The organism is Martinezella calliandrae (assembly GCF_030272695.1).
In the GTDB taxonomy this organism is placed as follows: domain Bacteria; phylum Pseudomonadota; class Alphaproteobacteria; order Rhizobiales; family Rhizobiaceae; genus Rhizobium; species Rhizobium calliandrae.
In genome coordinates this window covers 161,312-181,156 of sequence record NZ_JARFYN010000002.1, presented here as the reverse complement: position 1 = coordinate 181,156, position 19,845 = coordinate 161,312, and the positions used below count along the sequence as shown (strand labels likewise).

The window sequence follows — 19,845 nt, the reverse complement described above, 5'->3', positions numbered from 1 at the left end:
GGTAATTGATGTTCTCTGGAAAGACACCGAAGCGCGCTGTGCTATTCGGCGCCGTAGCGATGGTCGTGGCCACCTTTGCCATACCAAGCAGCGATGTTGCCTTCGCGGCAAGTGAGGTGAAGGTCGTCGTCAACAACACGGTGATCACATCAGGCGATATCTCCAAGCGCGTCAACTTCCTGAAATTGCAGCGCCAGAAAGGCGACCTCAATAAGCTGGCACAACAGCAGCTCGTCGATGAGACGCTAAAGCGTTCGGAAATCGCCCGCGTGCACATGTCGGTCTCGACGACAGACGTCGACAACGCGTTTGCCCGCTTCGCCGCCAGCAACAAGATGTCACCCCAGCAGCTGAGCCAGATCCTGGACAAGATGGGTGTCGGCGTCGATCACTTCAAAAACTACATCGCCATTTCCATGAGCTGGCCGCGTGTCGTCAATGCCCGCTTCGGCGCGAGCGGTGGTCGCATGTCGAATGACGACCTCGTGACGCGCATGACGGAAAACAAGACGAAGCCGGTGACGACGGAATATTTCCTGAAACAGATGATCTTTGTCGTCCCGACCGCGAAGCGCAACGCGATTCTCCCCAAACGCAAGGCCGAGGCGGAAGCCTCAAGGGCCAAGTTCCCCGGTTGCGATCAGGCAAAAGTCTTCGCTGCAACCATGCATGATGTTTCCGTCCAGGATCTCGGCCGCGTCCTTGCACCCGACCTTCCGGAGGCTTGGAAGCCCCTGCTTGAGAAGGCAAAGGGCAATACGACCGATGCGATCGTGACCGATCGCGGCATCGAATATGTCGCGATCTGCTCGCAGCGCCAGGTGAACGACGACGTTGCCGCAGCCGCGGTCTTCCGCGCCGAAGATCTCGGCAAGGCGAATGCCCAGGGCGTTAGCGCCAACGACAAGAAGTATGTGGACGAACTGCGCTCCAAGGCGCAGATTCTCTATCGCTGATCGTCCGATGCCCTCGCGCTCTTCCCGCCCCCTTGCACTCACGCAAGGGGATCCAGCGGGTATCGGACCCGACATCACGCTCGCCGCCTGGCTTCGTCGCCGCGAGCTTGATTTGATGCCCTTCCTGTTTCTCGGCGACCCAAAAGTACTTGCGGCGCGAGCGCGCCAGTTGAACCTGACCGTGCCACTGCGGGAAGCGGATGCATCGACTGCCTCTGATGTCTTCGCCGAGTCCCTGCCGATATTGCCGATCGCCGCCGGCATGGATGTGATTGCCGGCGCACCGCATCTCGTTACGGCCAAGGCGACCATTGCAGCCATCGAGATGGCGGCCTCGCTCAGCATGAAGGGAGATACCTCGGCGGTTGTGACAAATCCCATCGCCAAATCGGTTCTTTACGACGCGGGCTTCGGTTTTCCCGGACATACCGAATTTCTAGCCGATCTTGCGACACGGGCGACAGGCAAGCCGGTAATGCCGGTCATGCTGCTCGCTGGGCCGAAACTGCGGGCAATTCCGGTCACCATCCATATTCCTTTGAAGGATGTGCCACAGGCGCTGACCTCGGATCTCATCGTCGAGACCTGCCGGATCACCGACCATGACCTCAGAACTCGTTTCGGCATCGCAAAGCCGCGACTTGCCGTCGCCGGCCTCAATCCGCATGCCGGCGAGAGCGGTGCCATCGGCAAGGAGGATGAGGACATCATTCGGCCGGCGATCGCGGTGCTGCGCAATGAAGGCATCGATGCCTTTGGCCCCCTGCCCGCCGACACGATGTTCCACGACGATGCCCGCCGTCGCTATGACGTCGCTGTGTGCATGTACCATGATCAGGCTTTGATTCCGGCCAAGGCGCTCGGCTTCGACGATTCCGTCAATGTTACGCTCGGCCTCCCTTTTGTCCGCACCTCGCCGGACCATGGCACCGCCTTTGGCATCGCCGGCAAGGGCGTCGCCAAGGAGGACAGTCTCGTGGCAGCCCTCAAGCTGGCGAGTGAGATCAGCCGCCCAATCGAAAGCAATCGCTGATGGCCGCGCTCGACGGTCTTCCACCGCTTCGCGAGGTGATCCAACGCCACGGCCTCGATGCACGCAAGGCGCTCGGCCAAAACTTCCTGCTCGATCTCAACCTGACACAGAAGGTCGCTCGCACTGCCGGATCGCTCGGCGGCGTCACCGTCTTTGAAGTCGGACCGGGACCAGGTGGGTTGACGCGTGCCATTCTGGCCCTCGGAGCCGCCAAGGTCATTGCCGTCGAGCGCGACCCACGCTGCCTACCGGCGCTGGCCGAGATCGCCGATCACTATCCCGGCCGGCTGGACGTCATCGAGGGCGATGCGCTGAAGACGGATTTCGCCGCGCTGGCGCCGACGGGTGCGGTCAAGATCATCGCCAACCTGCCCTATAATGTCGGCACGCAGTTGCTGGTGAATTGGCTCTTGCCAAATCAGTGGCCGCCCTTCTGGCAATCGCTGACGCTAATGTTCCAGAAGGAGGTCGGCCAGCGGATCGTTGCCGACGAGGATGACGATCACTATGGCCGTCTTGGCGTTCTCTGCGGCTGGCGTGCGAATGCGCACATGGCCTTCGACGTGCCGCCGCAGGCCTTTACGCCGCCGCCAAAGGTAGTCTCGACGGTCGTGCACCTCACGCCGAAGGAAAACCCGATCCACTGCTCCGTCGACAAGCTGGAAAAGGTGACACAGGCCGCCTTCGGGCAACGGCGCAAGATGCTACGACAGAGCCTGAAGCCGCTCGGTGGTGAAGCGCTGTTACAGAAAGCCGATATCGACCCTCAGCGACGCGCTGAAACGCTCTCCGTCGAAGAGTTCTGCCGGTTGGCGAACTTCCTTTGATCGCAGCTCAGAGCTTGGGCGTTTCTTCCAGCAAGCCACGAACGAAATCGAACATTCCGTGGCGACGGTCGCGGCGCAGGCGCTCGGCCTTGACGATGGACTGAACCGCATCGAAAGCAGCAGTCAGATCGTCGTTGATGATGACGTAGTCATATTCGCGCCAATGGGCGATCTCGGCCCTGGAATTCGCAAGCCGCGTTGCGATCACCTCTTCGGAATCCTCAGCGCGGCGGTGCAGGCGCGATTGTAGCTCCGTCATGGTGGGCGGCAGAACGAAGATCGACACGACATCTGCGGGCATCTTTTCCTGCAGTTGCTGTGCGCCCTGCCAATCGATATCGAAGAGCATATCGCGGCCCTCTGCCATTGCAGTTTCTACTGGCTCGCGCGGCGTGCCGTAGAAATTGCCATGTACCTCCGCCCATTCGAGCAACGAGTCGGAATCGCGCAGGCGCTCGAATTCCCGCAGCGAGACAAAATGATAATGTATGCCGGCAATCTCGCTCGGCCTCCGCTGCCGCGTCGTGACGCTGACGGAAAGACCGATCTGCTTGTCGGTCTCCAACAAGGTGCGCGCGATCGTCGATTTCCCCGCGCCCGAGGGCGAGGAAATAGCAAGCATCAGCCCCCGGCGGGCAATCGAAATGGATGTGGATGTCGCCGGTTTCATAGCTACTCCAAATTCTGGACCTGTTCGCGGAACTGGTCGATGACCACCTTCAATTCGATTCCGGCGGCGGTAACCGCCGCGGCATTCGACTTCGAACAGATAGTATTCGATTCCCGGTTAAATTCCTGTGCAAGGAAATCGAGCTTGCGTCCGACCGGGCCGCCCTTGGCGATAAGATCACGAGCCGCCGCCACATGCGCTTTGAGCCGGTCTATTTCTTCGCGCAGATCGGCCCTGGTGGCGATGAGCGCGGCCTCGGCATGGAGCCGGTCACGGTCCAGGCCGGAAGTCCCGTCCAGAAGCATGGCAACTTGCGTCGCCAGCCTTGCAGCGATCTCCTGGGGAGAACGTGACGGGTCGCGCTCCACCGTCGCCGTCAGCGTCTCAATGACGGCGACGTGGCCGAGCAGGATTTGGCCGAGCGCCTGCCCTTCCCGACGGCGCATATCGCTTAGATCGACGAGCGCGGCTTCGAGACCAGCCATGATGTTCGAATCGCGGGCTGCAAGCGCTTCTTCGCCTTCCTCGGCTTCCTTGAATTCAACCAGGCCACGAATGGCGAGCAGCGTGTCCAAGCGCAGTGGTGCTGGATCGATGACGCCGGCGAGCTGGCCGCGCAACGCCAGCACCGTCGCTAGCGCATCCTGATTGACGACCGCTTCAACGCGGCTTTCATCGACGGATAGGGAGAGGCCAACCTGCAGATTGCCGCGCGAAAACCTGTCGGTGATGAGCTTGCGTACATCGGTTTCCACACGCTCCAAGCCCGGCGGCAGGCGCAGACGCAAATCCAGACCCTTGCCGTTGACCGATCGCAGCTCCCAGGCCCAACGCGAGCGGCCGCTCGATCCCTCGCGCCGGGCAAAACCGGTCATGGACTGCAATAGCATGCAAGCCTCCGATAGTTCTCGTCCAAAATCCTTTCAAAATCAGAGGATCATAGACCATGCAACGGTGAGACTACGCCGAGCGCCCGATCGAAAGCACGGCGCAGCAGAGATTAGTTCGTCTTCTTTTTTTGTTGTACGCCGGAAGGGCCAGCGGCGGCAGCACCGTTGTCATCCGGCTGACCGTCAACCGCGATCGCGCTCGGATCCTCTCCCTTTTCCGCAACGATCTTGCGCCAGCGCTTGACGTTGGCGTTGTGATCTTCCAGCGTCGCGGCGAAGACGTGGCCGCCGGTGCCGTCAGCAACGAAATAGAGGTCCTGTGTCTTCCAAGGGTTCGCCACTGCGTCGAGCGCATCCTTACCCGGATTGGCGATCGGCGTCGGCGGCAGGCCCTTGATGAGATAGGTGTTGTAGGCCGTTTCTTTCTTCAAATCCGATTGGAAGATCGGGCGATCGGCCGGCTTGCCGTCGCCACCGAAGAGCCCATAGATGACCGTCGGATCGGATTGCAGGCGCATGCCCTTGCCGAGACGATTGAGGAAGACGGACGCCACATGGGCGCGCTCATCCGCAAGCCCGGTTTCCTTTTCAACGATCGACGCCAAGGTGACCAGATCGCGCTTATTCGTCAGCGGCAACGACTGATCGCGCTTCTCCCATATTTCATCGACAAGCTTTTCCTGCGCAGCCTTCATCTGATCGATGATTTCTGTGCGCTTCGCGCCACGTGTGAACTTATAGGTATTAGGTTCAAGGCTGCCTTCCGGCGGCAAGGCCGAGGGCAGATCGCCTTCCAGCACCGGGTCAGCCTGCAGCTTGTTGAATATTTGCCGCACGGTCAGCCCTTCCGGCAAGGTGACCGAATAGAGGATCGACTTGCCGGATTTCAACAGCTCCATGATATCCTTCATGGAAGCGCCGGCCTTGATCTCGTATTCGCCGGACCGCAGTGTCTCGCCGTTGTGGAGATAGGTTGCCGTCAGATAGCGGAAGATGCGGGCATCGGTGATGATGTTGCTGGCTTCGAGCCGGCTGGATATCTCGGCGAGGCCAGCGCCGTTGCGCACGATGAAATTGGTGTTGGTCGTCAGCGGCCCGGGGCTCTGATAGGCGGAGATGGCGTAGTAGGTGCCGACGATTGCAAGAACGATCACGAAGACGACCAGCGTCATCAGAAAGTTCAGGAAAATCACCATCTGGCTGCGGGCTTTGCGAGAACGCTTCGGCGGATCCGGAACACGCTCCGGACGCAGAGCTTCATTGGCCGATTTCGGGATGATCGGCCCTTTCTGCCCGTTCGGAGTTCCGTTGTTCTGGTTCGTATCGCTCACCGGCAATTCCTTCATTTGTCTTCGCCTGCTCTTTGACCAAGCAATGCGGCAAAAAGCAGGTTCAGAAGATAAAGCGGAGCCTAATGAAGATCCGCTTTCGACCGATCAGACGCTACTGCGTCACGTCCCGTGCGACACGCGAGGGACGCAATAACATTCAAGGATGGCACATGGCCCTGCCGCAAAGCACTCCCTGCTTTTCGGAATTACGCGCTGTTTTTATGCCTCATAACGACGCAGAACAAGTGATGCGTTCGTACCGCCGAATCCGAAGGAATTCGACAGTGCGACATTGATGTCCCGCTTACGAGCCTTGTGCGGAACGAGATCGATGGCCGTCTCCAGTTCCGGATTATCGAGGTTCAACGTCGGCGGCGCGATATTGTCTCGAATGGCGAGTGTGGAGAAGATCGCCTCGATCGCACCAGCTGCACCGAGGAGATGGCCGGTTGCCGACTTGGTCGACGACATGGAAATCTTGGACGCAGCATTGCCAACCAGCCGCTCGACAGCGCCGAGTTCGATCGTGTCAGCCATGGTCGACGTGCCATGTGCATTGATGTAATCGACATCTGCAGGCGTCAGCCCGGCGCGCTTCAGGGCCGAGGTCATGCACCGGAACGCGCCCTCGCCGTCTTCTGACGGCGCGGTAATGTGATAGGCGTCGCCGGAGAGGCCATAGCCGACCACTTCGGCATAGATCTTGGCGCCACGAGCCTTGGCGTGCTCCAGCTCTTCCAGAACGACGATACCTGCGCCCTCGCCCATGACGAAGCCGTCGCGGTCGCGGTCATAGGGGCGCGAAGCCTTGTGCGGATCGTCGTTGTGCTGCGTCGACAACGCCTTGCAGGCGGCAAAGCCGGCGAGCGCGATACGGCAAACCGGGGCTTCTGCGCCGCCGGCGACCATGACATCCGCATCGCCGAGCATGATCAGGCGGGCCGCGTCGCCTATCGCATGGGCGCCAGTGGAGCAGGCGGTGACGACGGCATGGTTCGGGCCGCGCAGCTTGTGGCGGATCGAAACCTGGCCGGAAACGAGATTGATCAAACGCCCCGGAATGAAGAAGGGCGAGATCCGCCGCGGACCCTTGTCGCGCAGCGTGTAGCCAGCCTCGACAATGCCTTCCAGGCCGCCAATGCCGGAGCCTATCATGACGCCGGTGGCGATCTGGTCTTCGTCGGACATCGGATGCCATCCGGCATCGTTCAGCGCCATATCGGCGGCAGCCATGCCGTAAATGATGAAAGGATCGACCTTGCGCTGTTCCTTCGGCTCCATCCAATCGTCGGCATTGAACGTGCCTTCGCTGCCATCGCCGACCGGAACGCGGCAAGCAATCTTCGCCGCGAGATCCTCGACCTCGAATTCCGTCACAAGACGCGCGCCGTTGTGTCCAGCGATCAAGCGCGCCCATGACACCTCCGTGCCACAGCCCAAAGGTGATACCATGCCGGTACCCGTGATAACGACACGTCTCATCGCCCGCAGACCCCCGTCTTTTTATCATGTCATGCGTATGAATATGGACCGTCCGACCTTGCCGGACGAAATAGGGCGGACTCAGAGAGCCCGCCCTTTACAAAGCGCAAATAATTAGGCCTGGGCCTTTTCAATGAACTTTACCGCGTCGCCAACCGTCAGGATCGAGTCGGCAGCGTCATCGGGGATTTCAACGCCGAATTCTTCTTCGAAGGCCATGACCAGTTCGACGGTGTCGAGCGAGTCCGCGCCCAGATCGTCGATGAAGCTTGCGCTTTCAACAACCTTGTCGGCGTCAACGCCAAGATGATCAATAACAATTTTCTTTACGCGTTCTGCGATATCGCTCATGTCGGTTTCCTCGACCTTATTTATGTCCTGATCAGAATGCCGTCTGACATCCCTACCCTGTTCAAGCCTGCAGCGCTTGTTTTGGCGCCGCTGGCAAACCCGTTCAACCCGGTCTTGAGATAAGGCCCGGCCGCCGTACACGCGGCCCAGTCCGTCTGCATTTGCGGGACGACTGAACACAGTCATGGCCCGCTTAACACGGTTTAAGTCTGTCGCAAAGCCAGAAAATAGCCGCTTCCAGGTTGCTCAACATGCTATTGGAGGGAAAGTTGCCCCCAACAGACTTTTCCTTTTTCAGATCATTGCCATGCCGCCGTTGACGTGGATCGTCTGACCGGTGACATAGCTCGCTTCCGAGGAGGCCAGATAGGCGACGGCGGACGCGACTTCGGCGCCGCTGCCCATTCGCTTCATGGGAATGGCACCCATGATCGCTTCCTTCTGCTTGTCGTTCAGCTTGCCGGTCATGGCACTATCGATGAAACCGGGGGCGACGCAATTGACGGTCACATTGCGCGTCGCGATCTCCTGCGCCAGCGACTTGGTAAAGCCGATCATGCCCGCCTTGGACGCGCAGTAGTTGGCCTGGCCGGGGTTGCCGGTGACGCCGACGACGGAGGTGATGTTGATGATGCGGCCATACCGACGGCGCATCATCGGATGGGTCAGCTCCCGGGTCAGCCGGAAAACGGCGGTGAGGTTGACTTCCAGCACGCTGTCCCAATCCTCGTCGCTCATGCGAACGAACAGGCCGTCCTTGGTAATGCCGGCATTGTTGACGAGGATGTCGACGCCGCCGAGTTCCTCCTCTGCCTTGACGCCGAGTGCCTTAACCTCATCGCGATCGGAAAGGTTAGCCGGAAAGATCTTGACGCGGTCGCCAAGTTCGGCAGCCAGGGCCTCGAGCTTCTCGACGCGCGTGCCGTGCAGGCCGACGATGGCGCCCTGCTTGTGTAGCAGCCGTGCGATCTCTTCGCCGATACCACCGGAAGAGCCGGTTACCAGGGCCTTGCGGCCGGTCAAATCAAGCATGTGAGTTCCCTCGTTCCAAATTGTTGTATTAGCCAAGCAGGCTGGCGAGCGCGGCGTCGATATCGGCGGTCGAATTTACCGCAATGCCGGTCACCGATTTGTTGATGCGCCGGGCCAGGCCGGTCAGCACCTTGCCGGCGCCGATTTCATATAATGTTGTTACATTGTTAGCGGCAAACCATCCCACTGTTTCGCGCCAGCGCACCTGACCCGTAACCTGCTCGACCAGCAGATCGGCGATTGTGGCAACGTCCGTCACCGGAGCCGCGCGAACATTGGCAATGACCGGCACGACCGGATCGGATTTCGCAACCTCAGCCAAAGCCGCGCGCATAGCCTCAGCGGCGGGCGCCATCAGCGACGAATGGAAGGGCGCGGATACTGGAAGCAGGATGGCACGCTTGGCACCCTTGGCGGTTGCGAGTTCGGTAGCCTTTTCGACCGGAGCCTTCTCGCCTGAAATGACGATCTGACCGCCGCCATTGTCGTTTGCGATCTGGCAGGCACCGATGGCCGAAGCCTCGGCGCAAACCGTGACCACGTCGGTGTGTTCCAGGCCGATAATCGCCGCCATTGCGCCCACGCCGACCGGAACCGCCGCCTGCATCGCATTGCCGCGAACGCGCAGTAGCCTCGCCGTATCGGCAAGCGAGAACGTGCCGGCGGCACACAACGCTGAATATTCGCCGAGCGAATGACCGGCAACATAAGCAACCTTGTTCTTCAGATCGAGACCCCTCGCCTGGAGAACGCGCATGACGGCGATCGATACTGCCATCAATGCCGGCTGCGCATTCGCAGTCAGCGTCAGCTTGTCTTCGGGGCCATTGAAGATGATGTCAGAAAGCTTTTCACCAAGCGCTTCATCGACTTCCTCGAAAACGGCGCGCGCTTCGGCGAAATTGTCCGCGAGATCCTTGCCCATGCTGACGGTCTGGCTACCCTGGCCGGGAAATGTGAAAGCAATAGTCATTATATCAAGCTTCCTTCGGGGGTCGTTTCGCTTCCCAATGACATTGTTGGCGGTGGAGTCAATAGCGCAAACCCTGCAGTCACTGCCTTTTGCAGATGGGAGAAGCGTCGATTTTCTTCTTGCGTTGGCTCCTTTCCCGCCTAGATTTCAGCGACTCTTCCTATAGGACTTTTCCTGCCAGCCTCAAGGTTTTCCCATGAAGTATAAGAATTTAGGCCGCACCGATATTTCCGTTTCGCAGATCTGTCTGGGTACGATGACCTGGGGGACGCAGAACAGCGAGGCCGAAGCGCACGAGCAGATTGATTATGCGCTCTATAAGGGCATCAATTTCTTCGATACGGCCGAAATGTATCCGACGACGCCGGTCGGACCGGAGACACAGGGCCGCACCGAGGAATATATCGGCAGCTGGCTGGAAAAGACCGGCAAGCGCGGGGATATCGTTCTCGCCACCAAGGTCGCCGGCGCCGGCCGCGACTATCTCCGCGGCGGCCAGGGTGCAGATGCCGCAAATATTCGCGCTGCAATCGACAGTAGCCTGAAGCGACTGAAAACCGACTATATCGACCTCTATCAGGTGCACTGGCCGAACCGCGGCCATTTCCATTTCCGCCAGAACTGGCGCTACAACCCCTTCACCCAGGACCGCGAAAAGACGATCGCCAATATCACCGATATCTTGGAGACCATGGGCGAGCTGGTGAAGGTCGGCAAGATCCGCGCCATCGGCCTTTCCAATGAAACGACCTGGGGCATCCAGAAATACCTGACGATCGCCGAGCAAAAGAACCTGCCGCGCGTCGTCTCGACACAGAACGAATACAATCTGCTCTATCGGCACTTCGATCTCGATCTCGCCGAGCTGTCGCATTACGAAGATGTTGGTCTGCTCGCCTATTCGCCGCTCGCCGGCGGCATTCTCAGCGGCAAATATCTCGGTGGCGCACGTCCGGTCGGCTCGCGCGGCTCTATCAATACGGACATCGGCGGCCGCTTACAGCCGCTGCAGGAACCGCCGGTGAAGGCCTATCTGGAGATCGCGGCCAAATATCATCTCGATCCGGCCAAGCTGGCGCTCGCCTATTGCCTGACCAAGCCATTCATGACCTCCGTCATCATCGGCGCGACCTCGATGGCTCAGCTCGAAACCGACATTGCTTCGGCCCATGTCACGCTGCCGGAAGGGGCGATTGCCGAGATCGAAAAGGTACACCGGCTCTATCCGTGGCCGATGTAGTCTCTGGTGAATGCGCCTTGCCGCCGCCGCAAGGCGCAACGACTGCAAGACAACCTTGCGAGGCCGATGGCATCTGCGCCGGCGCGTAAGCCGATCTTGTCCGTCGGCACGAAGGCGGCCGAACGCGCCGCAAAATATGACCCCTGATGTAATTGAGACGCGTCGTACTGGCGCGTAATTTCGGGACATCTCCACAAGAGATAAGCACCAACGAGAGAGAACAGACATCAAGCGCCGGCGGTTTCGCCCTGGCGGCTCTAGCCTCTTGTTGTCCTAAGCAACACATTGGGAGACAGACTATGAACGAGATGATTTTTACGAAGCGTGAAACGCCGGACTGGCTGTTGGCCTTCTGGAGGGAGATTGACGACAAGACCTTCGGCTCCGGCTTCGAGTGCTTCGCAGACGATGCTACCGCCAATTTGGGTATCGCTGAATGGAAGGGCCGCGAGACTATCCGCGAAAGTCTGCGCGCTTTCATCGACACCGGATTTACCGCCCTTCATGATGTGACCGAATATTGGGACGGCGGGTTCCTCAAGGTCTTCCGCGGCTTCGTTACGATGACCCCTGACGATCCGAACCACGCCGTCGTCAAGCCCGTGATGACGCACTTCTTCTACATGGACGAGGCTGATCACACCAAGGTGCGCCACTGGTTCGGTTCCGTCGGGCCGGTGCAATTCTAACCGTCCTGTGCCAGACGTAAGATGTCCTAGGCATAGCCGGCAAGGAGGTCCTTCCATGACGATCAGCAACACAGCGATATCTGTCTCGAAACAGCTCGGCCCGTTGCTGCGTCACTGGCGGGAGGTGCGCGGCAAAAGCCAACTCGACCTTTCGATGGAGACGGGCGTTTCGCAACGCCATATCAGCTTCGTCGAAAGCGGCCGCAGCATTCCGAGCCGCCAGAGGCTGCTGACCGTTGCGGAGGCGCTCGATGTGCCGTTCCGCGAACGCAACACCCTACTCCTCGCCGCAGGCTATGCGCCGATCTATTCGGACGATTCCTGGGAAGCGCCGGAAATGCAACCTGTCGCAGATGCGCTGCGGCGCATGCTGCGTCAGCATGAACCTTTCCCCGCGATCGTCATGGATCGCTATTGGAACGTTCTGTTGTCCAACACCGCCGCGCCGCGTTTCTTCAACTGCTTCGTCAATATGGAAACGCGCAAGTCGCCGCGTAACCTGCTGCATCTGATGTTCGACCCCGCCGGGATGCGCCCCTTCATTCGCGACTGGCCGGAGACATCGAGAAGCTTGCTGGCCCGTGTCCATCGCGAGTCTATTGGCCGGGTCGTTGACGAAAAAACCCGGGAGCTGCTCAAAACACTGCTCGCCTATCCGGATGTCGATGTCGACTGGAAAGCGCTCACCGCACCCGCCGGAACACCCGTCATTCCTCTGGTCTTTGTGAAGGACGGCAAGAATCTCGGCTTCTTTTCTCTGATAACGACAGTCGGCACCCCTATGACCATCGCATCGCAGGAGCTCAGGCTCGAATGCATGTTCCCGAAGGATCAGCAGACCGAACGGCTCTACGCAGAAATGATGAAGGATGCGCCGATGACAATATTTCCTGCGGATCATTATTGGGATTGCCCAGAATGACACCGCTTTTCAGCCGTAGCGAACATCGAAGTTCGAACGCTCAACGCCGCAATGTCATCGCAGGCACGCCGTTTTTGAGGGCATGCCGGCGCCTTCATGCTGTTGCATGAGGACGTTCCGCGATAGGATGCGCCTGTCCATTCTCCGCCTCCGGTAAGGCAGGCCACGCAACCAAAGGAGAGACTGATGCCAGAGCCCCTCGTCGTCCGCCAAGAAAGACGCATCCCGGCGCCACCAGCCGCAGTGTTCGCCCTCTTGACCGATCCGGAGAAAATTCTGCGCTGGATGGGAACGGAAGCACAGATCGAGCCGAAGCCCGAGGGGATTTATCTCGTCAACGTCACCGGCGCTCGCTTCGCTCGCGGTTCCTTTCGCGAGGTGGTGCCCGTGCATCGCCTGGCCTATAGTTTCGGCTGGGATGGCAGCGAGGCGGTTCCGCCGGGATCGAGCCTGGTCGAGATCGACCTCATCGAGCAACCGGATGGAACGCTGCTGCGCTTGACCCACACGGGATTGCCCAATGCCGAACAATGCGCCGGCCATGCGGAAGGCTGGGCTCACTATCTCGGACGGCTGGCCGAAGCTGCAGCCGGACGCAATCCGGGTCCGGACCCAATGGCTGGCAGAAAATAACCGCTTTCTGCTCCCGAAAATCGCCGACCTTGAGCCGGCTACAGTGCCCAAGCGCAACGGCTGTGGTCCAACGACGTCGCTGTACCTTTCATTGCAAGCCTATGTGCCATCGCCACCGCAGATGACAGCCTTCGACGGCCATGGCATGATCGAGGCATGGATCTGCCCGCCCCTCTTGCCTGGCTGGTTGACGAGGCAGGAGCCTCGCCCGCCCCTGAACGGTTCCTGGCCGAGCTCGGCGGGCGGCTGCTGGCCGACGGCCTGCCGCTTGCCGGAGGATTCCTGTCGCTCGCAGTACCGCATCCGATCATCGCCCGACGCATTTGGCTATGGCGGGCCGAAACCGGGACGGTGATCGAGTCGCTGGGCTTCGCCGGCAGTCCACCCAGCCAGGCCGGGCACGACTGGTTGACTGGGATAGGCCCGGTGCACGAGGACATAGTCGGCACGGCGGCGGACAGCCCGGTGCTGGGCTGGGCCGGGACTCGGCCATTCGACCCCGTCGAGACCGGCCGGCTGGGCCAGGCCGCGCGCTTCGCTGCGGCGCCCTTGGCGGCCTTGGCCGCGCAGGCGGCACTGGCGGCGCTGCTCGAGGCCTATCTTGGCCGGCGCAGCGCCGCCCGCGTACAGGCCGGCGCGCTGCACCGAGGCACCGGGGAAACGATCCGCGCCGCACTGCTTTGCGCCGATTTGCGCGATTTCACCGCACTGTCCGAGGAGACCGAGCCCACGGCGATGATCACGGCCCTTGATGCCTGGTTCGACCGCGTTGCCGGGGCGGTGCACGCTTTTGGGGGCGAGGTACTGAAGTTTATCGGCGACGGGGTGCTGGCGATTTTCCCGGCCACCGGCGCGCCGGGCGAGGCCTGCGAGGCGGCGCTTCGCGCGGTCGCCGCCGCCCGTGCCGGCATGGCCCATCTCGATACGGTGCGGCAGGCGCAGGGGCTGCCGCCGCTGCCTTTTGGTGCGGCGCTGCATTTCGGCGAGATGCTCTGGGGCAATATCGGCGCGGCTGACCGGCTGGACTTTACCGCAATTGGCCCCGCGGTCAATCTGGTCAGCCGGCTCGAAGGGCTATGCAAGCCGCTTGGCCGCAGCGTGCTCATCTCGGGCGCGGTCGCGGAGCAGACAACGACGGCTTTACTCCCTCTGGGCGAGCACCCATTGCGCGGTATCGCCGCCCCCTGCACCGTCTTCACTTTGCCGGATGATTGAGCCGGCCGACGGCGGGCAAGGCCATGATGTCCGAAGTCAAACAGCGCAATTTACCTCCTCCCCTTGCCTTTCCCGGAAAAATCCGTATAAGCCGCCCTGTTCGCAACCCGGTCTTCTGGCTGGTGGCTGAACGGAGGGCCGGTTTTCTTTTTTGAAAATCGTTCGGAACGGAAGCGTTCCAGCCTCCCGTGTCTCCGCTCTCGACCGTCTCGGAAACGCTTTTCTTGCTTGGGTTATCCCACTCAGGAGCAGTCGTTGAGGCTTAGCCGCCGAATATCGGGTTCAGACCAACGCAAGAAAGGCAAAGCTATCCATGGCTCTTTATGAACATGTATTCCTTGCCCGGCAGGATATTTCCGCTCAGCAGGTCGACGCCCTCGTAGAACAGTACAAGGGCGTTATCGAAGCTAACGGCGGTAAGGTCGGGCGTATCGAAAACTGGGGCCTCAAATCCCTCACCTATCGCATCAAGAAGAACCGCAAGGCTCATTACGCCCTGATGGACATTGATGCACCGGCCGCTGCCGTCCAGGAAATGGAACGTCAGATGCGCATCAGTGAAGACGTCCTGCGTTACATGACGATCGCTGTCGAAAAGCATGAAGACGGCCCGTCCGCCATGATGCAGAAGCGCGACCGTGACGACCGTCCGCGCCGCGATGGCGACCGTCCGGAGCGCAGCTTCGGCGATCGTGGTCCGCGCCCGGATCGTGGTGACCGCGAAGACCGTCCGCGCCGTCCGCGCGAAGACCGCGTATAAGGAGTTCTGAAAGATGTCTGAAGTTTCCTCCGCACCGGTCCGCCGCCCGTTCCATCGCCGCCGCAAGACCTGCCCATTCTCGGGCGCCAATGCGCCGCGCATCGACTACAAGGACGTTCGCCTCCTGCAGCGCTACATTTCCGAGCGCGGCAAGATCGTTCCGTCCCGCATCACGGCCGTTTCCCAGAAGAAGCAGCGCGAACTCGCTCAGGCGATCAAGCGCGCCCGTTTCCTCGGCCTGCTGCCCTACGTCGTCGCCTAATCGCGACCGACGCGCTGTAATTTAAGGGAAGGCAGTCATGCCTTCCCTTTTCCCTTCCGCGGTGGGCGCGGATCGGAACCTTAAACCCCATGTTGGGGACGGCTTTCAGACCAGAGTGTCGGAAGCATCCTCTAACTGCTTGATACGAAGCAGGACAGCGACGTGAAACAGATGAACCCGAAAGTGCTGGCCATCGGCGCCCTCGCCGGTCTTACCGCCGCCCTACTTGTGTATGGCGCGACCGTACAGCCGTTGATGTTCATCCTGTTCGGTGCGCTTTCCGCCCTTCCAATCCTCATTGTCGGCCTCGGCTGGGGCAACATCGCGGTCATCACCGCCGTCGTAACGGCCGGAATTGTCGGCGCTGCCGGCTATTCGCTGCCATTCGGGCTGTTCACGGTCCTGCTGGCATTGGTCCCGGCCTGGCTCAGCCACCTGGCCAACCTTGCACGTCCGGCCTCCGAACTCGGCGGTCCGGATCATTTGATGGCCTGGTATCCGCTATCGGACATCATGCTGCATCTCTGCGGTCTGGCGACTGGCGTCATCATCATCGTCGGCGCGATCATGGGCTATGGCACGGAGCTGATCGGCCAGGTCGTCGATCTCTACGTCACTGTCATGAAGGATCAACAGCCCACGCTGGCGCTCGACGCGGAGGCGATCGCGAGAACGAAATCCTTCATGCTCTACGCTGTTCCCGTCGTATGGGGCATCGTCTGGGTCCTGATGCTGCTGGCCGCCTACTACATCGCCACCCGCATCGTTGCAGCATCGAGCCGCAATCTGCGTCCGCGCGAAGATATCCCGTCGGCTCTACGTATGAACCGGAATGCAATCTTCGTTTTTCTCGTCGCCATCGTCGCGCTCTTTTTCGGCGGCATCCCGGCATTGATCGGCGCTGCCGCTTTCGGTGCGTTCAGCGCCGGCTTTCTCGTCTCCGGCTTCGCGGCACTCCACTACCGCACGCGTGGCAAGGACTGGCGCTTACCAGTGCTCATCCTCTGCTACCTGACGTCGCTGATGCTGACGTTGCCGGCCTTTGTCATCCTCATTCTCGGTCTGTCCGATACGCGCAAAGCGATCGCTCTGACCCCGAACAAGAATGCCGATAATTCCAAACAACCAGACACGAAAATCTGACATCAGAAAGGAACAACAAAATGGAAGTCATCCTCCTCGAGCGTATCTCCAAGCTCGGCCAGATGGGCGAAGTGGTCAAGGTTCGCGACGGCTTTGCCCGTAACTACTTGCTGCCGCTTGGCAAGGCGCTCCGCGCCAACGCCGCCAACAAGGCCCGTTTCGAATCCGAGCGAGCAACGCTCGAAGCTCGCAACCTCGAGCGCAAGAGCGAAGCCCAGAAGGTTGCCGACGTTCTCGCCGGCAAGTCCTTCATCGTCGTTCGCTCTGCCGGCGAGACCGGCCAGCTCTACGGCTCCGTCGCCGCTCGCGACGTCGTTGAAATCCTCGCAGCAGAAGGCTTCAACATCGGCCGCAACCAGGTTCACCTGAACACGCCGATCAAGGCTATCGGCCTGCACGATGTTGCGATCGCGCTTCACGCTGAAGTCGAAATCACTGTCGAGCTCAACGTCGCCCGTTCGGCTGAAGAAGCCGAGCGTCAGGCCAAGGGCGAAACGCTCACCTCCGCTGACGCCATCTACGGTGTCGATGAAGATGCGCTGCGTCCGGAAGACTTCTTCGATCCGGAAGCTGACGGCAACGCCGAAGACGAAGCTTGATCCAAGTCTTCGCAGCGATGCGAATATGAAAAAGCCTGGGTCTCGCGACCCAGGCTTTTTCTTCTTCTTTTCGCTGGCCCCGCGGCTACAGGCTCACCCATTGCCGCCTCAGTTCTCAGCCGTATCCTGCACCGGCGCCGAATTCTTGTCGACAGAGACGACCACCGACATGCCGGGCGCGAGATCGTCCGCCTGGGACTGATTTTCGTCAATCTTGACGCGCACGCCGACGCGCTGCGCCACTTTGGTGAAATTGCCCGTGGCGTTGTCAGGTCTGATGACAGCAAATTCCGAGCCCGCCGCCGGCGAGAAGCGCTGAATATGGCCTTTGAGCTCGCGATGACCGAGCGCATCGACGGAAATGGTTACGGGTTGGCCGACCCTCATACCGTCGAGCTGGGTTTCCTTGAAATTGGCGATGACCCAGACGTCTTTTGGAACCAGCCCCATGAGCTGCGTTCCCGGCGTCACATATTGGCCGAGGCGTACGCCGACCTCGCCAACGCGGCCATCGCGTGGCGCGACGATCGTCGCATTCTGCAAGTCGATCTCTGCAAGCTGCACGGCGGCTTCCGCGCCACTGACGCCGGCTTCCAGCGAGGCGCGGTCGACGATGATCGTCGTCAGATTCTGTTGCGACACGTCGAGCGCCGCCTTCGCCTGGTTGACCGCAGCCTTTGCCTGTTCCAGCGTCGCCTGCGCCTGTTCCGAATCGCTGGTCGTCGACACGCCCTTAGCCACCAGCGCGGACACGCGATCCCAGGCAAGCTGGGCGCGCTTCAAGGCAGCGTTGGCGCTATCGACCTGTGCCTGGCTTGAGGCAATGCCGGCTCGCGCCGCCTGCTCCTGCTGTTGCGAGTTGGCGAGCGCGGCCTTTTGGCCGTCTAGCGTCGCACGCGCCTGCGCCACCTTCTGCAGATAGATGCGGTCGTCTATCTTGGCCAGCACGTCGCCCTGCTTGACGAGCTTGTAGTCTCTCGTCGGAACATCCGTGATATAGCCGCTGACCTGCGGGCTGATGGTCGTGACATAGCCTTTGACGTAGGCATCGTCTGTTGTCTCGACAGAACTTTGGAAAGGCGGCAAATGCCAAGCATAGAGCACGAGCATGACACCGCCGACACCGGCGAGGACGGCGATAACTTCGATGGGGGAGCGAACGAGCCTCGACATGGAGCTATATCATACCTTTAAGGGTTGGACGCCATGGCCTGCGGCCGCGATTCGGTTAGCTGCGCCTTGATGAAACGGAAGAAGACATGCAGTGAAAGCGCCGCAAGAGTCGCGACTGCGATGACGCCGGAAACGAAGAAAGCATCGCCAAATGCAAGCGTATTGGCCTCGCGGGTGACCTGCGCGGCGAGCAGCGCCAATCCCTCACCCTTCAGCAGTGCGCTGTCGCCGATCACCTTGCCATAAGACGCCGAAAGCTGGCTAACGCGCTCGGCGACGTGAGGGTACATCAGCAACACACGCTCGGTCAGGACTGCGGAATGGAATTTTTCACGGATGATGATCAGCGTGCCGTAAAAGGCCGTGCCGATCAGACCGCCGATACTTTGCGTGAAGGTGAAAACCACGAAGAAGGTCACGAGATAAGGCGCACCCTTCGCAAAGGCAGCCTTGAAGCCCGCGGACATGGAAGGCGGCAGGAAAAGGGCAGCACCGGTAGCGACCAGCGCCTGGCTGAGATACATCTCTTCGGGTCGCGTCAGAGTGGTGACCTGCGCATCCATGAAGGAGCCAATGGCCATCATGACGAGTGCCATGAACTGGATCTGCCAACTCAGCCCATAGCTCATCAGCACTGTGCAAATGAGACCGCCGATGATCGAGAAAGCCAGAATAATCCAGTAGAGCATCGCCAGCTGATCATAAAGCAGCCCAACGGCATTCTGATAGAAAGTCATGATCACCGAGGTCTGCTCGGCAGCGATCATGCGGAAGATCAGCAGAATTGCGGTCAGATGCAGTATCTCCGGACTAAGCAGCCAGCGGACATCGATCAGCGGCGTTGGTCGGCGCAGGTCGATAACGGCGGCAAGCGTCACGGTGGCGATGCTGACCGCCAGCAGCACGCCGAGCCAAGGCACTTCCAGCCACCAATAAAGCCGCCCAAGGGAAAGGACGACGGCAAGGCTACCGAAACCGATAGCGACCAGCAGATAGACGATAATGTCGCCGAAGACGATAACCTTTACCCGCGGCGGCGGCGTTAGCGGCAGCAGATAGATGATCGGCATCACCAGCAGCGCCAAGGCCATTTCCAGGGTATAGAGCCCGCGCCATTCGCCATAATCAAGCAGCGACGGCGAGACGAGACGGGTGATGGGCGCCGCCAGAAGCGTATTCATCATCGCCAGGCTGACGCCGATCGTCAGCTTCTTGGCCGGCTCGAAGGCTTCCAGCATGTAAAGGAAGCCAAGCGTCGACAGCGGTGCGCCGGCGATGCCGCTCAAAAAGCGTACGACGATGGCCGAATGCAGATCAGAGACGAAGAGATTGAGCACCGAGGCGACCACGAAGCCTATGATGCTAACTTCGGCAAAATTTCGCACACCGTATTGCAGGCGGATTTTCACCAAAGCGATGGCAAGGCTGACATTCGGCGCCATGTAGGCAGCCGACAACCACGCAGATTCGGTGGTCGTTGCAGCAATGGTTCCCTGGATTTGCGTGAGATTGGCGAAGGCGAGATTGAGACCAAGGCCCTGCGTCAGGAAGAACATTACGGAGGCGCCGATATAAAGCGGTACCTTCCAGCGCGGCACGGGCGGTGGGGCGGCTGGTACGGCGATGTTGGCTTCCGCATTTACCGGGCCCGATACACCGCTCAT

At 60.3% G+C, this 19,845-nt stretch carries 21 protein-coding genes; 12 read left to right on the top strand and 9 right to left on the bottom strand.

Going from position 1 to position 19,845, the window contains the following annotated elements; all coding sequences use genetic code 11:
* Positions 1-8 precede the first annotated feature (8 nt).
* Genes PY650_RS02410 through rsmA form a run of 3 tightly spaced genes read left to right on the top strand, consistent with a single transcriptional unit; the run spans position 9 to position 2,816 of the window.
* On the top strand, positions 9-956 hold the full coding sequence (locus tag PY650_RS02410) for a SurA N-terminal domain-containing protein (RefSeq protein ID WP_285877475.1): 948 nt from the start codon (positions 9-11) through the stop codon (positions 954-956).
* Positions 957-963: 7 nt separating this feature from the next.
* A complete protein-coding gene (gene pdxA / locus PY650_RS02405; protein ID WP_285877474.1) occupies positions 964-1,989 on the top strand; it encodes a 4-hydroxythreonine-4-phosphate dehydrogenase PdxA in 1,026 nt (341 codons plus the stop codon).
* The gene (gene rsmA, locus PY650_RS02400) at positions 1,989-2,816 is read left to right on the top strand and encodes a 16S rRNA (adenine(1518)-N(6)/adenine(1519)-N(6))-dimethyltransferase RsmA (protein ID WP_285877473.1); all 828 of its coding nucleotides are present in this window, start codon (positions 1,989-1,991) and stop codon (positions 2,814-2,816) included. Before pdxA ends, rsmA begins: the two co-directional genes overlap by 1 nt.
* Positions 2,817-2,823: 7 nt before the next feature.
* On the opposite strand, the gene gmk is transcribed toward rsmA, so the two are convergent.
* The 7 genes from gmk to fabD all read right to left on the bottom strand — a co-directional run bounded on the left by gmk (position 2,824) and on the right by fabD (position 9,545).
* Positions 2,824-3,486 (bottom strand): guanylate kinase, encoded by a 663-nt coding sequence (gene gmk, locus PY650_RS02395; protein WP_028753370.1) that lies wholly within the window; start codon positions 3,484-3,486, stop codon positions 2,824-2,826.
* A gap of 2 nt (positions 3,487-3,488) precedes the next feature.
* On the bottom strand, positions 3,489-4,376 hold the full coding sequence (locus tag PY650_RS02390; RefSeq protein ID WP_285877472.1) for a YicC/YloC family endoribonuclease: 888 nt from the start codon (positions 4,374-4,376) through the stop codon (positions 3,489-3,491).
* A gap of 110 nt (positions 4,377-4,486) precedes the next feature.
* On the bottom strand, positions 4,487-5,707 hold the full coding sequence (mltG, locus tag PY650_RS02385; protein ID WP_432761475.1) for an endolytic transglycosylase MltG: 1,221 nt from the start codon (positions 5,705-5,707) through the stop codon (positions 4,487-4,489).
* 219 nt (positions 5,708-5,926) lie between these two features.
* Complete coding sequence (gene fabF, locus PY650_RS02380; RefSeq protein WP_285877470.1) at positions 5,927-7,189, bottom strand: beta-ketoacyl-ACP synthase II; 1,263 nt, start codon at positions 7,187-7,189, stop codon at positions 5,927-5,929.
* A gap of 114 nt (positions 7,190-7,303) precedes the next feature.
* Positions 7,304-7,540: an acyl carrier protein gene (locus PY650_RS02375; protein ID WP_003547058.1), complete on the bottom strand. Its 237-nt coding sequence runs from the start codon at positions 7,538-7,540 to the stop codon at positions 7,304-7,306.
* A gap of 294 nt (positions 7,541-7,834) precedes the next feature.
* Positions 7,835-8,572 (bottom strand): 3-oxoacyl-[acyl-carrier-protein] reductase, encoded by a 738-nt coding sequence (fabG, locus tag PY650_RS02370; RefSeq protein ID WP_285877469.1) that lies wholly within the window; start codon positions 8,570-8,572, stop codon positions 7,835-7,837.
* Between the two features lie 28 nt (positions 8,573-8,600).
* Positions 8,601-9,545 carry an ACP S-malonyltransferase gene (gene fabD / locus PY650_RS02365; RefSeq protein ID WP_285877468.1) on the bottom strand — a complete coding sequence of 315 codons (945 nt, stop codon included), beginning with the start codon at positions 9,543-9,545 and terminating at the stop codon, positions 8,601-8,603.
* Positions 9,546-9,741: 196 nt separating this feature from the next.
* Between fabD and PY650_RS02360 the strand changes: the two genes are divergently transcribed.
* From PY650_RS02360 to rplI, 9 genes are all read left to right on the top strand, one after another.
* Entirely contained in the window at positions 9,742-10,785 is a 1,044-nt protein-coding gene (locus tag PY650_RS02360) for an aldo/keto reductase (RefSeq protein WP_285877467.1), read from the top strand.
* 299 nt (positions 10,786-11,084) lie between these two features.
* Positions 11,085-11,474 carry a nuclear transport factor 2 family protein gene (locus tag PY650_RS02355; RefSeq protein ID WP_285877466.1) on the top strand — a complete coding sequence of 130 codons (390 nt, stop codon included), beginning with the start codon at positions 11,085-11,087 and terminating at the stop codon, positions 11,472-11,474.
* A gap of 55 nt (positions 11,475-11,529) precedes the next feature.
* A complete protein-coding gene (locus tag PY650_RS02350) occupies positions 11,530-12,396 on the top strand; it encodes a helix-turn-helix domain-containing protein (RefSeq protein ID WP_285877465.1) in 867 nt (288 codons plus the stop codon).
* Positions 12,397-12,582: 186 nt separating this feature from the next.
* Entirely contained in the window at positions 12,583-13,029 is a 447-nt protein-coding gene (locus PY650_RS02345) for an SRPBCC family protein (RefSeq protein WP_285877464.1), read from the top strand.
* A 156-nt stretch (positions 13,030-13,185) separates the two neighbouring features.
* Positions 13,186-14,244 (top strand): adenylate/guanylate cyclase domain-containing protein, encoded by a 1,059-nt coding sequence (locus PY650_RS02340; protein WP_285877463.1) that lies wholly within the window; start codon positions 13,186-13,188, stop codon positions 14,242-14,244.
* Between the two features lie 313 nt (positions 14,245-14,557).
* Positions 14,558-15,004 (top strand): 30S ribosomal protein S6, encoded by a 447-nt coding sequence (gene rpsF, locus PY650_RS02335; protein WP_285877462.1) that lies wholly within the window; start codon positions 14,558-14,560, stop codon positions 15,002-15,004.
* 13 nt (positions 15,005-15,017) lie between these two features.
* Positions 15,018-15,266, top strand: a complete 249-nt coding sequence (gene rpsR / locus PY650_RS02330; protein WP_004122103.1) for a 30S ribosomal protein S18 — start codon at positions 15,018-15,020, stop codon at positions 15,264-15,266.
* A gap of 162 nt (positions 15,267-15,428) precedes the next feature.
* On the top strand, positions 15,429-16,409 hold the full coding sequence (locus PY650_RS02325; RefSeq protein ID WP_285877461.1) for a DUF2232 domain-containing protein: 981 nt from the start codon (positions 15,429-15,431) through the stop codon (positions 16,407-16,409).
* Between the two features lie 20 nt (positions 16,410-16,429).
* On the top strand, positions 16,430-17,008 hold the full coding sequence (gene rplI, locus PY650_RS02320) for a 50S ribosomal protein L9 (protein WP_285877460.1): 579 nt from the start codon (positions 16,430-16,432) through the stop codon (positions 17,006-17,008).
* A 108-nt stretch (positions 17,009-17,116) separates the two neighbouring features.
* Here the strand turns inward: rplI and PY650_RS02315 are convergent, their stop codons facing one another.
* Positions 17,117-18,181, bottom strand: coding sequence for an HlyD family secretion protein (locus tag PY650_RS02315; RefSeq protein WP_285877459.1), 1,065 nt, complete (start codon positions 18,179-18,181; stop codon positions 17,117-17,119).
* A gap of 17 nt (positions 18,182-18,198) precedes the next feature.
* Positions 18,199-19,845: an MFS transporter gene (locus tag PY650_RS02310; RefSeq protein ID WP_285877458.1), complete on the bottom strand. Its 1,647-nt coding sequence runs from the start codon at positions 19,843-19,845 to the stop codon at positions 18,199-18,201.

What these genes read in the sequence shown, in the direction of transcription:
- gmk (WP_028753370.1), bottom strand. Translation starts at nt 3,486, where the DNA reads ATGAAACCGGCGACATCCACATCCATTTCGATTGCCCGCCGGGGGCTG.
- PY650_RS02345 (WP_285877464.1), top strand. Translation starts at nt 12,583, where the DNA reads ATGCCAGAGCCCCTCGTCGTCCGCCAAGAAAGACGCATCCCGGCGCCA.
- fabF (WP_285877470.1), bottom strand. Translation starts at nt 7,189, where the DNA reads ATGAGACGTGTCGTTATCACGGGTACCGGCATGGTATCACCTTTGGGC.
- PY650_RS02350 (WP_285877465.1), top strand. Translation starts at nt 11,530, where the DNA reads ATGACGATCAGCAACACAGCGATATCTGTCTCGAAACAGCTCGGCCCG.
- PY650_RS02360 (WP_285877467.1), top strand. Translation starts at nt 9,742, where the DNA reads ATGAAGTATAAGAATTTAGGCCGCACCGATATTTCCGTTTCGCAGATC.
- PY650_RS02315 (WP_285877459.1), bottom strand. Translation starts at nt 18,181, where the DNA reads ATGTCGAGGCTCGTTCGCTCCCCCATCGAAGTTATCGCCGTCCTCGCC.
- fabG (WP_285877469.1), bottom strand. Translation starts at nt 8,572, where the DNA reads ATGCTTGATTTGACCGGCCGCAAGGCCCTGGTAACCGGCTCTTCCGGT.
- fabD (WP_285877468.1), bottom strand. Translation starts at nt 9,545, where the DNA reads ATGACTATTGCTTTCACATTTCCCGGCCAGGGTAGCCAGACCGTCAGC.
- PY650_RS02310 (WP_285877458.1), bottom strand. Translation starts at nt 19,845, where the DNA reads ATGAGCGGTGTATCGGGCCCGGTAAATGCGGAAGCCAACATCGCCGTA.
- PY650_RS02410 (WP_285877475.1), top strand. Translation starts at nt 9, where the DNA reads ATGTTCTCTGGAAAGACACCGAAGCGCGCTGTGCTATTCGGCGCCGTA.
- rpsR (WP_004122103.1), top strand. Translation starts at nt 15,018, where the DNA reads ATGTCTGAAGTTTCCTCCGCACCGGTCCGCCGCCCGTTCCATCGCCGC.
- PY650_RS02375 (WP_003547058.1), bottom strand. Translation starts at nt 7,540, where the DNA reads ATGAGCGATATCGCAGAACGCGTAAAGAAAATTGTTATTGATCATCTT.
- pdxA (WP_285877474.1), top strand. Translation starts at nt 964, where the DNA reads ATGCCCTCGCGCTCTTCCCGCCCCCTTGCACTCACGCAAGGGGATCCA.
- rpsF (WP_285877462.1), top strand. Translation starts at nt 14,558, where the DNA reads ATGGCTCTTTATGAACATGTATTCCTTGCCCGGCAGGATATTTCCGCT.
- PY650_RS02355 (WP_285877466.1), top strand. Translation starts at nt 11,085, where the DNA reads ATGAACGAGATGATTTTTACGAAGCGTGAAACGCCGGACTGGCTGTTG.
- PY650_RS02390 (WP_285877472.1), bottom strand. Translation starts at nt 4,376, where the DNA reads ATGCTATTGCAGTCCATGACCGGTTTTGCCCGGCGCGAGGGATCGAGC.
- PY650_RS02340 (WP_285877463.1), top strand. Translation starts at nt 13,186, where the DNA reads ATGGATCTGCCCGCCCCTCTTGCCTGGCTGGTTGACGAGGCAGGAGCC.
- rsmA (WP_285877473.1), top strand. Translation starts at nt 1,989, where the DNA reads ATGGCCGCGCTCGACGGTCTTCCACCGCTTCGCGAGGTGATCCAACGC.
- rplI (WP_285877460.1), top strand. Translation starts at nt 16,430, where the DNA reads ATGGAAGTCATCCTCCTCGAGCGTATCTCCAAGCTCGGCCAGATGGGC.